This is a genomic window from Bacteroidales bacterium (genome assembly GCA_023229505.1).
Taxonomy (GTDB): Bacteria; Bacteroidota; Bacteroidia; order Bacteroidales; family JAGOPY01; genus JAGOPY01.
The window spans coordinates 1-12,849 of record JALNZD010000017.1; the positions used below are offsets into that span (position 1 = coordinate 1).

9 protein-coding genes are annotated in these 12,849 nt (G+C 43.0%); 6 read left to right on the plus strand and 3 right to left on the minus strand.

Annotated features, from left to right (window positions below; genetic code table 11):
- Nucleotides 1–279: 279 nt before the first annotated feature.
- Together M0Q51_07750 and M0Q51_07755 are read right to left on the minus strand one after the other, a co-directional pair.
- Complete coding sequence (locus tag M0Q51_07750; protein ID MCK9399870.1) at nt 280–3,384, minus strand: histidine kinase; 3,105 nt, start codon at nt 3,382–3,384, stop codon at nt 280–282.
- A gap of 1 nt (nt 3,385) precedes the next feature.
- Nucleotides 3,386–4,180, minus strand: a complete 795-nt coding sequence (locus tag M0Q51_07755; protein ID MCK9399871.1) for a LytTR family DNA-binding domain-containing protein — start codon at nt 4,178–4,180, stop codon at nt 3,386–3,388.
- Between the two features lie 194 nt (nt 4,181–4,374).
- Here M0Q51_07755 and M0Q51_07760 point away from each other — a divergent pair, with 194 nt between their 5' ends.
- The 6 genes from M0Q51_07760 (at nt 4,375) to M0Q51_07785 (ending at nt 10,467) form a co-directional block, all read left to right on the plus strand.
- Nucleotides 4,375–5,133, plus strand: a complete 759-nt coding sequence (locus M0Q51_07760) for an enoyl-CoA hydratase/isomerase family protein (GenBank protein MCK9399872.1) — start codon at nt 4,375–4,377, stop codon at nt 5,131–5,133.
- Nucleotides 5,134–5,188: 55 nt separating this feature from the next.
- The gene (locus M0Q51_07765) at nt 5,189–6,253 is read left to right on the plus strand and encodes an SMP-30/gluconolactonase/LRE family protein (protein ID MCK9399873.1); all 1,065 of its coding nucleotides are present in this window, start codon (nt 5,189–5,191) and stop codon (nt 6,251–6,253) included.
- Nucleotides 6,254–6,265: 12 nt separating this feature from the next.
- Nucleotides 6,266–6,802, plus strand: a complete 537-nt coding sequence (locus M0Q51_07770) for a hypothetical protein (protein MCK9399874.1) — start codon at nt 6,266–6,268, stop codon at nt 6,800–6,802.
- A gap of 240 nt (nt 6,803–7,042) precedes the next feature.
- A complete protein-coding gene (locus M0Q51_07775; protein ID MCK9399875.1) occupies nt 7,043–7,606 on the plus strand; it encodes a sigma-70 family RNA polymerase sigma factor in 564 nt (187 codons plus the stop codon).
- A complete protein-coding gene (locus tag M0Q51_07780) occupies nt 7,603–8,280 on the plus strand; it encodes a hypothetical protein (GenBank protein ID MCK9399876.1) in 678 nt (225 codons plus the stop codon). The genes M0Q51_07775 and M0Q51_07780 overlap by 4 nt, the downstream gene beginning before the upstream one ends.
- A gap of 138 nt (nt 8,281–8,418) precedes the next feature.
- Complete coding sequence (locus M0Q51_07785) at nt 8,419–10,467, plus strand: ComEC family competence protein (GenBank protein MCK9399877.1); 2,049 nt, start codon at nt 8,419–8,421, stop codon at nt 10,465–10,467.
- Between the two features lie 6 nt (nt 10,468–10,473).
- Here the strand turns inward: M0Q51_07785 and M0Q51_07790 are convergent, their stop codons facing one another.
- Nucleotides 10,474–12,762 (minus strand): M28 family peptidase, encoded by a 2,289-nt coding sequence (locus M0Q51_07790; GenBank protein MCK9399878.1) that lies wholly within the window; start codon nt 12,760–12,762, stop codon nt 10,474–10,476.
- Nucleotides 12,763–12,849 lie beyond the last annotated feature (87 nt).

Genomic DNA, 12,849 nt, shown 5'->3' on the forward strand with positions numbered 1-12,849 from the left:
CATGTTTTTGAATTTTAATTGGTTAATAATCTAGAATTTCAAGTATTCTGATATTTTCAATTCCATGATAGTCACGTGGGATGTATTTTGTCATTATTCAATGATTTTAGAATAATTGAATGTAAATTTAAGGAGGCCAGTATCTTAAAACTGCCCGATTGAACCAACGGTAAGGTTTATTGTATGAAAGGCGGCTGAGGGATGGTCAGCGGTCGGCGGTCAGCGGTCTGCGGTCAACGGTCAGCGGTCAGCAATCAGCAGTTAACCTACTGTCAACTGTCAACTGTCAACTGAATCTTCGCCATAGCTGACCGGCAAGACAATCACCACACGGGTACCGGGATTGGGGCTGCCAGGTGAAAGGTCTGATATTTCAAGGGAGGTTTCAACTTTGAACTTTTTTCCCAGGATTATAATCCGCTTGCGCGTCATCTCCATGCTCAGGTGTAAATGGGTTTGATTATTTGTATTGTAAACCTTCGATTGTTTAATGCCAATGCCATTATCTTCCACGGTGATTTTTATCGTTTTCTCTGAAGCCATGGCAAACGAAATGCCGATCAAACCGTCTTTTTCCAATGATGAGACGCCATGAAGTATAGCATTCTCAACAAAGGGCTGGATGATCATGGATGGGATCTTAACGGCATCTTCTTCTACGCTTTCATCCAAATGGAACTGGTATTCAAATTTATTCTCCATCCTCAGGCGTTCCAGGTCCAGGTAATTCTTCAGACGGTCAATTTCCTCATCCAGACTGATCATCGCAGAATGGATCCCGCTGATATTCTGCCTGATCAGGCGGGCAAACTGCGACAGGTACAAGCCTGCCTCACCGGGTTTATTTTTAAGAAGATAGTTTTGAATCGACCCCAGTGAATTGAAAATAAAATGCGGATTCATCATCGATTGCAGGGCCTTCTGTTCCAGCACGATCAGCTGGTGGTCTGTTTCCCTGCGTTTTATCTTGTTATTTGCTATCCGGATGATGACCAGGACTATTGAGGCCATGATCAGTAAAATCACGATGGTTATAAACGCAGGATGTTGCCAGAATTCGGGTTTGATTATGATATCAAAAGCGAGAACATCGCTCCATGCAGTGTTAGGTTTGCCTACTTTTAGTTTGAAAACATATTTTCCAAAAGGCAACTCCTGGTAAGCGACGATATTACCTGTCCCGGACGACCATTCTTTATCGGCGCCCTCAAGCAGATACGAATATATGACTGGTGTCGATGAATAACTGATACTGCTGAACATGAATTTCAAACTTTTCCTGCCTTTCAGGTTAAGCTTGTTTTCAGTAAAATCAAACTGAATATCATTGACCAAAACGGATTGGATATAAGGGAGGGGTCTTTGAGGAACGATGTCATTTACCACTTCTTCAGGAATGACAGTCAGTCCATCATCGGAAGCAATATAGAGTGAATCATTACATAATAGTATCTTACGAATATTTTTAAAATTAATATCGATTAATTGCAGGTTAACAGGTTTATTCTCAATAACATTAAGCGGATTATCACAAATGTAGATATTACTGGAATTCGCCATGTACAAAGCCGGCTCATGATATGAAATGTTGCTTATGTTAAGACTGGCCGGGGTTGCAAACGCGGTGGTTAAATCATAGAATTCATGATCTTGAAATAAGTAGAGGCTATCGTTTTCGATATTAAATAATTCTGTTTGACTGTTAAGATTTAAATGCTGAGTAATGATCCTGTTATCGAAGCGTGACAATTCTGAGGCGTACAGGAAGGTGTCGTTTACCTGGATATAATTCTTTTTAGCATTGGCAATCAGTTCATCTTTACTGTTATAATAAGTGTTAGTAATCCTGGATCCGACATTATAATCCTTCTGCCAAACACCTGACTGATACTGACCGAAAAGTGTGTCAGGATCTATAAGATCGAAATTGAAATAGTTAAAGCAGTTGATCTTATCTTCCTTTTCATTCACAGTGATCCCGCTCATATATAATATTGATGTATCAGCAGAACTGAAATTCACCTTTTTCTTAACAGGGTCAGGTTTAATATTATGAAGACTATAATAGTATGAGTACTTTTCACCGATAATTAACTTATTGGTTTTCAGATGATAAATTGAATTAAATGAAGTGTTTGGCTCTTGAAAACCCAGGGTATACAAGCTGTCAGCCATCAAAAAATAAATCGTTCTGCCATTCGACAGCCACATCCCGTTCCATAGGCCCTGTGCCATCTCCTTGATGCCTTTATTCTGAAAGAGCTTGTTTTCAAAGTGACGATGGGTATTAAGATATGGGCTGATTTTATAGACGCCTTCTTCAGACGAGCTGACCCAGATGTTGCCCTCATGGTCCTGGATAAGTCCGTTGACCTGCCTTATATCAAGATGCTGTATTATTTTGCTTGATTTTATCTGTGGAACATTAGGCTCAGATTTAGGTTGCACAATTGAATCTTCTTTAAAACAATACAAGCCGTCATCGAATGTCCCTACCCAGTAATATCCATTGTTATCAACCAGGAGCGCATTTTGCCTGCTCATGGTATACCATAAATAGACAGAAGAAGGCAGGCGGATTAACTCATCAGAGTAATCATCTTTAAACTTCTTGATGTACTGGGTAAAAGCGAGGATATAAAAATATTCACCGCGGCTGCAAGATGCGCGCATGTATGACCGGTAATTATAATGGAGCAGGAGAGGGTCCTTGAACAATTCTTTCACCTGAAACAAACCCCACCTGGACCAGAAGAGGTATTCACCGGATGCCTTTTTTCTGATTTTATAAAGATTTGCCAGGATAAAATCCGGAAAAGAACTGGTATAATTTTTTGGATATGGCCCGATTGCTTTATTCCCTTCCTTATTAACAAGATTTTCAATTAGATACTCGCTTAATTTTTCAATATTTTTCACATGATTATTTGAATCCAATATATATACCTCGTACATCGGGTTATGGAAATAAATCGTCTTATCATCATCCTGAAAAAAATCGTGAAACGTCTCACTTGGTCTTAATGAATCAAGGAATGCTGCATTAGATGTGTTGTATATTTTATTATGATAATAAAAATTCAACGAACCTTCATAATTGATGATCCAGACCCTCCCAAACGAGTCTTCTTTGATTTTCGTGATCTTATTGGAATTCAGCCCGTCTTTTTTAGTAAATGTGGTAAAAGTCGATCCGTCATACATCACTGCTCCGGCATCTGTAGCAAACCAGATGAATTTTTGACTGTCCTGGAATATATTATTAATGCTATTGCAGGGTAGTCCGTCGAAGGTTGTATAATGATGGATATAAGGGTTCTGGGCCGGTGAATGCATCCCGGCTAAAAGTAAAATTGTAGTAAAAACAAACAGTTCTTTTCTCACGTCAGTTTATTGATTTCGAAAAGTGACTTACTGCTTCCCTGAATTCATTCAGCTTCCTCCTGGATATGCTCAGCCTGGTGCCATCCGTAAGCTCTGCAAAATTGCCTTCATAACTTGAGTACCCCTTCAGGTAATTCATGTTGATGATGGTTGATTTGTGAATCCTGAAAAAAAACGGATTTACCAGCAGTTTCTCGAACTCTCCCAGTGCCCGCGTGGCAACAATCTTATCCAGCCCCGACAAATGCAGGATCGTATAGTTGCTGTCGGCCTGCAGGTACATCAGGTCGGCAACCTTCACCATCCTGAACCCGAACTGCTCGGCAATAGTGATTTTCTCTATATGCTTATTTTCCGAATGAACCTGGTCATGCAGGTTGTCCAGTGATTCATGGTAAATGGTCCGGACTTCGGCTTTATTTTTCCTCAGCTCAAGGTATTGAACAGCCTTTGATACTGCTTCCCGAAGCTCCAGCGGGTTGACGGGCTTCAGCAAATAATCGATAGCGCTGGCTTTTAATGCGCGTAAAGCATATTCTTCGTAAGCCGTCACAAAAATGATCCCGTAATTCTCTTTCGGGATAGTGCGAAGAAAGGCAAAGCCATCTTCTTTAGGCATCGAAATGTCAAGAAAAATAAAATCAACCTCTTCTGTTTTTAAAAGCTCGCGCCCTTCACTTGCCGAGGCAGCGGATCCGCACAAATGGATCTCCGGACAATTTTTAGCCAGCATAATCCCCAGCGCCTCGCGGATGTTCCTTTCGTCATCAATGATGATCGCCCTGTATTCTTTCATGAAAACAAAGTTACCATCGTAAAGGTAATAATTCTGCAAGAATGCGTGAAATGCTGCCTTTATCTATTAAAAGGTATTTTTACCCGGATTAACGGGGGAAATTGTATTGCTGAAATAATTATTCCAGCCAATGATTGTATTTTTATTCGTAACTTAACCTGATATTTTAAAATCGTTAAAATTTTTAAAAGAAAATGGGTAAAAGCATTGATAATCTGTACTTTGACGCTTCCATTCAGGATAACCTGGCGGTGATTTCCTTTAAATCAGAGGCTTTTGAACTCATCTCGAGCCTGAACGACAGCCAGGTTATGATGGATTTTATCCGGGATGCCGACTATGAACCGTCTGTGAAAGGCCTGTTATTGCTTAACGAGCCCGGTTGCCTCGGCGAGCTGGCTTATGACCAGTTCATCAGGAGCATCCTGAAAGAGGATGATACGCTCGAAAGCAAGGATTACCCGGTTTTTTTGCAAAAAAATGTCAGGTTCCGGCAAATCAATATCCTGAATAAGTTTATCCGGTTCCTGTCCGGTTATCATAAGCTCGTTATTGTCGGTCTGGGATGTACGATGGTCACCCCATTCATGGGTGTAGCGCTCGTGGCCGATATGAGGCTGGCCAGCCCTTACGGGGTATTTTCCCTCGCGCACCGGAAATATGGCCTTCACCCAAGTGGTGCGATCCCATTCTTCCTGACCCATTACCTGGGACATTCCAAAGCAATCGAGATACAGCTTTCCGACCGGATCAGCGCTGAAGAGGCTTTCAGGCTGGGCCTGGTAAACCAGATCCTCCCTGCTGATGATTTTACCCAAAACTGTATCCGCTATATTCAGCCTTACCTCGATAATTACCGGTCAACCCTCAGCATGACCAAAAGGCTGAATAATTTCAAGCATCGCTGGCTGCAGGAATACCTGGATCATGAAAGCAGCCTGATGAACCTTTAAAAATTAATGTTGAATGTTGAATGTTGAATGTTGAATTAATAATAAAAATCAATTTGTGAAAAAAAATCCCGAAGTCAGGCTCCTGATAAAGATCCTGGCGATAATCGGATTCGTGATCCTGATCCTTCTGCTGGCCGGTTATGTTTTTATCAGGGTCAGGGCGCCGCAACTCCTCGAATTCAGCAAAGGGACTGCAGAATTGCGGATAACCGTCAAACTTGACAGTCTCGACGGGGCCAGGTTTATCACCGGCATGAACGGGTGTGAGAATCTTTTTTTGGAAGATAGTTCAGAGGGTGTTTATGTCTCATGCCTCGATGGCAATATCCATCACCTTGACACTGACTTGTCAGGAAAACTTGTCGTCCAAAAATCCTTCAAAGCAGGTAATGCTGTAACAGGATTGGCATTCGATAAGCAGGGTAACCTGGTTGCTGCCATTTGCAATAATTCCCTGAAAGAATGGCAGACCAAAGGGGGAAGTTTATACCGGGTTTCCCGGGACCTGGTTACAATGGAAAAGATATCCGGAGATTTTCCTTCCATGAACGGAATTTGTATTGACAGTGCCGGTAACCTGTATTTTACCAGCAGTAATTTCAATATTTTCCGGCCGGAAGGAACAATTTACCGCATGTTATATAAGGGTGACGGCTTGTTTCAGTCCCCGGAGCCTCTTATTCTGGATGTCGGGCTTGCTAATGGACTTTATTATGACTATTTCCAGGATAAGATATTCTTCAGCAATACCATGGGAGGGGTATATGAATTCACGCCGCAGGAAAACGTTCTGAAAGAAGTTTATCTTAAATTGAGGTTCATGGAGGCCTGTGATGACCTTTGCACGGACATCAGCGGTAATGTCTGGATGACCGATCCCGGGTATAGCACCATTAAAATGTTTAACCCCGGGACCAACCGCCTGGTCAGGTTTATAATAGAAGGGACCGGGCAGACTTCTTCCTGCCGGATCAGGTCGGAAGATGGCCGTGAGATGCTGTATATCACTGAACTTAAAGAAACCCACCAACCGATGTCAGGCAATTTTGACGGCAGGGGAGTGCTGGTGGTGCCGGCTCAGTCGCTGCTGAAACTCCTGGAACCGTTATTGATTAAATAAAATACAACGATCATGAAAATTACAGCTTTCATATTTTTCTTCGGAATTTTCTTATATCCGGCCTATACGCAGAATATTACCGCCTCGAAACCTGCCAGGCTCCAGGTTTATGCTTCTAAACAGGATGGAACACAGGTCATGATGACCAGCGAATACCTTTCTGTCGGTTATGATCAGTTGAAAATGACGGGACAATTGATGCTAAACACCCTGGTGACCGATGATGAGACCCTGAGAAATCTTTTAGATTCAACCCTTTTTGATAAAATCACGTTTTCGGGGATGATCCCTGAAGGACAATTTGCCTTTCAAAGTACGCTGAACACCAGGTTCAGTACCGAAACAGACCTGTTTTACGGCGATCAGCAAAGCAGGGTTCTGATCGATTTTGATGTCAGCAACCGGAATACATCACTGGCCAATACTTTTGATATAAACTGCACGGGAAGCATTTCACTGTTGAACGACCTGGGCATTACCCGTGACCTGGGACTGGATGATAAAGTGAGCTTCCAGTTTTTCCAGAATGTACAAACCAAGAATTATTGAACCGGATTGTTCCATTTTTGCCACCAAGGCACTAAAACACAAAAACGCACTAATGATATTGGTTTAATCATCATCTTTTAGTGATATTTAGTGAATTGGTGTTTTAGTGGCATTTTTATGTTTTTCAGATTGGATTAACAAATTGATAATAAGTACTTTAAAAAATAAAATCAAAAAAAATTAAAAAAAAGTTGAAATTGACCGGGTATATTTTTAAAAAAAGCCGATAAACATAATAGAATGGTACATTACACCCAATATGGAATCATCGAAGGCTTACGGCGCCGGGATAAAGATGTGTTGAAATATGTGTACAAGCAGTATTTTCCGATGGTGAGGTATTTCATTATCCGGAACCAGGGATCGGAAGAAGATGCGGAGGATATATTCCAGGAAGCCGTTGTTGCAGTCTATGAGAGGGTAAGGAAAAAAAGCCTTACCCTGGACTGTGCTTTTAAAACCTATTTTTATTCTGTTGTCCGCCACATGTGGCTTCAGTATCTTGACAGGAATAAGATCCACTATGAGTTCAGCGAAATGGATGAATTCCTGATGCTGGAGGATAAAGAGCTTTATGAGGATTTTCAGGCCAAGAAGGTGATTTTTCAGCGGCACTTTCTTGATCTGACTGAATTATGCCGGAAAGTCCTTTTGATGTTTGTCGAAAGGACCCCATTCGAAGAAATAGCTGCAACCCTCGGTTACAAAGGGCGGCAATATGCTATCAAGCGAAAATACGAATGCATGAAATCATTAATCAACCGGGTCATCCATGATCCCGAATATAAAAGATTATCCCAATGAACACAAAGTACATCAAGCAATTTGAGAAGTATTACAATGGTGAAATGGATCCTGAAGAAAAGGGATCATTTGAAGAGTCATTATCACAAAATCCGGAATTGAATGCGGACTATCAAGAGTATTTAAGCATCTATGAAGCCATCGGGGACCAGGAAACACTTGATCTTCGCGTTAAACTTAAAGAATTAAGGAACGAATGGAACAGAAACAGTAATGGGGCGGACTTTATCATGAACAGCAGGAACTGGCTCTGGCTGGCTGCTTTAATTACCGTCATCATTAGTTTTACGGTCATCGTTTCTTTATTGATAACAAAGGCAGATTGGAAGGACCAGACTGCATCCGAAATAAAATCAGTTGAAATTAATGACTTTAGCGCCTTAAACAGGGAACTGATCAAATTTAAGCAGAGGAAGACGAATTTCATGCTGGAGTCACCGAAAAATTCTGTTTTTCATAACAGGAAAGATCCTATTCTTTTCCAATGGACCGTCGATTCCACGAACCTGTTAATTCTTGATCTGATCGATTGGGAGGGGAAGATCGTTTTCTCTTCCGGAACGGCTGTTGTCAGTCCATATCTGGTGAAAAAGAAACTTCCGGAAGGTATTTTAGTTTACCGGTTCAGGTCCGAAACGGAATCATACTATTTAGGTTTTCTGTTACTGAAATAATAGAAAACCAAATCCCTCCTTTTAATTGAGCTTAGAGTTTCTCAAATAGTTATATTTTAATATTTAAAGCGTCTGAACGGTTTAAATAAATACACTCCGTTGCAGATAGTCATGCCCTTTATTTTGGGTATCATTTGTATGCTGTCAATCCGTCCGGAATTATCTGTCACTATACTCCTGTGGGTTTCGCTCGCATGTTTTCTTTGCCTTGTAATTTCTTACCAATTATTAAGGGAAAATTTCAGGTTACGTTGGGTTGCCGGGTTATTTTCCAATATATCACTCTTTGTTCTTGGGACCTGCCTGGTTTCCATCTCAGACCTCAAAAACCAGCCACCAAAGGAGGAAACTGCTGAACCTTTTTTTGAGGACGTTTTTCTCTGCAGGATTGATGAAAGCCCTGTTCAGAAATCAAGAACCAGCTTAGGAAATGCAGTGTTGATCGCAAAAATGGACAGCCTCAGGCATTGGTCTCCGATGAAGAGAAAAGCCCTGGTTTATTTTAAAGATGATTCACTCTGTAAATCATTGGCGTATGGAGATTTGATCCTGATATCGGGTGCCCTCCAAACAATAGCCGGGCCTCCGAACCCATATATGTTCAATTACAGGCAGTACCTTCATAACCGCCAGATCATATACCAGGTCTTCCTGAAACCAGGCCGGTGGCATCTTGTGGGCAAAGCAGTATCCAATCCGGTCAGGCGATGGGCTGAAAAATGCCGGGAAGAATTCCTGGAAACTTTCAGAAAATTTAAGGTCGAAGGGCAGGACTTTGCCCTGGTCTCTGCGTTATTGCTGGGCAGCAAGGACTTCCTGGAGAAAGACATCATTCAGGAATTCAGCCATGCCGGGGTGATACATGTGCTAAGTGTCTCCGGCCTGCATGTGGGTATCATGTATGTCGTCGCTGACAAAATGCTGTTTTTCCTGAAAAGAGGCCGGAAAAGCAGGAAGCTGCATCATATTCTCATCCAGGTCTGTATTTGGGCCTATGCTTTTATCACCGGCCTTCCATCTTCAGTAGTGAGAGCTGCTTTGATGTTCAGCCTGATTGCTGCCGGCAAGATGTTTAAAAGGAGTTCAGAGAGCTATAATATCCTCGCCGTTGCCGCATTTTTCCAGCTTTGGATTAATCCATACGAAATTACCCAGGTCGGGTTCCAACTTTCATACCTGGCTGTTCTCGGGATCTTTGCATTTTATAAACCGCTCAATGAGTTGATAAACCCTTTCAATAAACTATTTTCGTGGATTTGGTCAATCCTGGCTGTATCCATGGCGGCCCAGCTTGCTACTTTTCCGCTAGCCTGCCATTATTTCAACATGTTCCCTGTTTATTTCCTTATAACGAACCTCATCGTGGTTCCCCTGGCTGCAGTTGTTACTTACTTCGCTGTGTCTTTATTAGTGGTTGGTGCGGCAGGTCTGACCTTCGAATGGCTGGCCTGGCCGTTGAAATGGAGCCTTCGTTTCATGAGCGGATCGGTAGAACTTATACAATCATGGCCGGCTGCTGTCATTGAACCGGTCATCCTTTCCCCTGCACAGGTCATGTTAATATACGCAACTATTTTGGGCCTTTTTATATTCGGCGTGCTGGCATATCGCAGGGGTGCATTTATCATCTTAGGGTCTCTTCTATTATTCTCCATGCTATCTGGTAAATATCTTTATAAAAAGTTAAAAACCTCTGAAATCGCTGTTTACCAAGTCTCCGGGCATACTGCTATTGACCTGATTTATCAACGACAGACTTTTTTTATTTGCGACAGCCTTCTGTCAGCTGATACGGGCAAAATAGAATTTCAGATAAAACCCAACAGGATGAACCAGGGAATCAGGGATATTCAGGCTATTAAGGCCGAAAAGCAAAATCCCATGATGTTTCATGAAACATGGATAGATTACCCTTTTATATATTTTAGAGGAAAACGTATCGTGATGATCGACGATAACTGGAAAACTGGTCTGCCGTCGGAACTCATACCATGCGACCTGGCCATCTTTTCCGGGAATCCGCGGATCAGTCCCGAGGAGCTAAAAACGCAAATCGGCATTAAGAAGGTAATCATCGATAGTTCGGTCCCGTTTTACCGGGCTGACCAGCTAATGCAAATCTTTCAAAAAGAAGGTATTCCATGCCATTCCGTGAGGCATGCAGGTGCATTTGTTATGAGATGGTAAAATGTTTTACCTGGAAATGACCAGTTTCCGGCTTATTTTCCGACTGTTATTTTCCAGGGTTCCATAATAAACACCGCTCTGCAAATGAGATACATCCAGGGCAATTTGATGCGTCCCTGCATCCATCCATTTTTCAGTTATTGATTTAACCGACCTGCCATTCGCATCAACCAGCTGAAGTTTTGTTAGCCCGGCGTTCTCAAGGGAAAATTCGACCGTTGTGATACTATTGACCGGGTTCGGATGGAAAAGCAGATCTGTCTTTCCGGGTATGATAATACCGTCATTGATACCTACACCATTTACCATGACCTCCAGGTCATCGATAAACATGCCTTCTTCTTCTATATAACTATCACTTTTAAACCGGAATCGGATAATTACATTGGTTTCATTGATGTAATTGTCCAGGGGGTAGGTTTTCAGTTCCCAGGTATTCAGGTTGCCTGTATAGCTTGCCAATTGGTCCCAGTCTGTTCCATTGGTTGAAACTTCTAAGAACATATAATCATAATCGCTTTCTATCTGGTAACGGGTCCAGTAAGAAACCTGGGCAGAAGTAGCCCCCGTAAAATTCAGTGCCCTGAGGGTGCAGGGCGAGTCCATATCTGCCTGGTAATCACCGGCGGGGCTTTCAGTTAAAGCATTGCTTGATGAATGAAAAATCCCGCTTTGTAATCCCCATGAGTATGCCATGATCCAATAGGGGGCGCCAGTCTCAAAGTCATCGAAGAAAGGCAGGGAGATAGGAGGCATGGGGATGACCGTAACCAGGTTTGAGGGACCGGATTCTTCGCCGGAATTTAGGAAAACAGCAGTAACATAATAGGAGTAGGGTGTGCCGTTTTCTACTTCAGTATCGATATAAGCTGCTTCCACGGAGGTTGCATAAGGTGCCGGGTCGGCATTACGGAAAATATTGTAATGATCCACGCTGTCAACAGCATCCCATTCAAGGCTGACTTCCGAATCACCGGACATTGCAACCAGGTTAGTGGGGGCCTGGAGCTCATCGGCCATTGAGGCAACGCTGGCGATAGTGGCCTGGACGAATGTATCGTGCTGTTCAAAGTTATTCACACTTGGCCCGATGGTATCGCCGGAGGTGTGGATATAAGGGCTGTAATTCTGGGAGTCTTCAAAGGGGAAAATACCCTGGTAGCCGGCATTGTTGAAGGAAGTATGGTCGCTGTCGCCACCGGAAAGCGCACCGTTGAAAATCTGAAAGTCAGGCAGGTATATGGCACAGACATCTTTGTAGAATTGTTTCAGCTCATTTGCTGATACCGGGCCAATGATATCGGTATGAATCACATCACCCGGTTGCAGGTAACCAGCCATATCGATATTAAAATAGCCGAGGATATTCATGCCATTGCCCGCAGCTTCAGAGGCCCATGCTTCACTTCCGTAAAGGCCGTACTCTTCACCGCTCCAGGTTGCGAAGATAATGGACCGGTCGAACTGGTATTGGCTAAGGATACGGGCGGCTTCAAGAATTCCGGCAGTTCCGGTTGCATTGTCATCGGCGCCAGGCTCAGCGCTTCCGCCGGCATAAGAATCGTAATGCGCGCCCAGGACGACATATTCGTCAGGATATTTGGTGCCGGTAAGGGTGGCAATGACATTATCGCTGGCCGGACCGCCGGGCATTGAAAAGTCATGAAGTTCAGCATCGAGTCCGTAAGACTGAAATTTACTGAGTATCCAATTCTGGGCAAGTATACCGCCGGCTTTATAGGCATTTCGTGTCCCGTAATCCTGCAAGTGCTGAACGAACTGTTCCAGCGTGTCTGCATCCACCTGTGCGATCATAGTGAAAATGTCGTCCCTGGCATCCAGGCTGCCAGGTTTATAGTTGATTGTATTGGCGGGGAACCTGGCCGGGGCATTGGTAATTCGGATCATTCCCCCGTGAACGGCAGGATATAATTGCGCTGCGTTTTGCTCATCTGCGGAAACGATGAGGAAATCAATTCCCTGGTGGAGGATTTTTGCAGTTTGAGTTACTGTCAGAATATAATTGCCTTTTTCCTGAGGGTCAAAATAGAGGATGAAATAATAAATACCTGCATCGGTCCAGGCTTTTTCGTCAAGAACGATACAACCTGCAGGTAATTGGGCATCCGTGCTCCCAATGACAATGTCATCATTGTAAAAATGGATCGTGAGGTCTTTCCGGCTGAAAGCATCTTTGGTTTGTTCGAGTGAGCCGGTTGGGATCAGAACCAGTTGGGAAGCAATCGTGAACAGGCTGAACATCAGGCTGATCGTGAGTAGAGTAAATTTTTTCATGGTAGTGCTTTTAATGACTGGCAAAGGTAGGGAAAAAGAGAGTAGATGCCAGTATGTAATTGAAGATGGACGATTTTTTCCTTTCTG

Excerpts from the sequence above, each read along its gene's own strand:
- M0Q51_07790 (MCK9399878.1), bottom strand. The coding sequence starts at position 12,762 with ATGAAAAAATTTACTCTACTCACGATCAGCCTGATGTTCAGCCTGTTC.
- M0Q51_07770 (MCK9399874.1), top strand. The coding sequence starts at position 6,266 with ATGAAAATTACAGCTTTCATATTTTTCTTCGGAATTTTCTTATATCCG.
- M0Q51_07775 (MCK9399875.1), top strand. The coding sequence starts at position 7,043 with ATGGTACATTACACCCAATATGGAATCATCGAAGGCTTACGGCGCCGG.
- M0Q51_07780 (MCK9399876.1), top strand. The coding sequence starts at position 7,603 with ATGAACACAAAGTACATCAAGCAATTTGAGAAGTATTACAATGGTGAA.
- M0Q51_07785 (MCK9399877.1), top strand. The coding sequence starts at position 8,419 with ATGCTGTCAATCCGTCCGGAATTATCTGTCACTATACTCCTGTGGGTT.
- M0Q51_07755 (MCK9399871.1), bottom strand. The coding sequence starts at position 4,180 with ATGAAAGAATACAGGGCGATCATCATTGATGACGAAAGGAACATCCGC.
- M0Q51_07760 (MCK9399872.1), top strand. The coding sequence starts at position 4,375 with ATGGGTAAAAGCATTGATAATCTGTACTTTGACGCTTCCATTCAGGAT.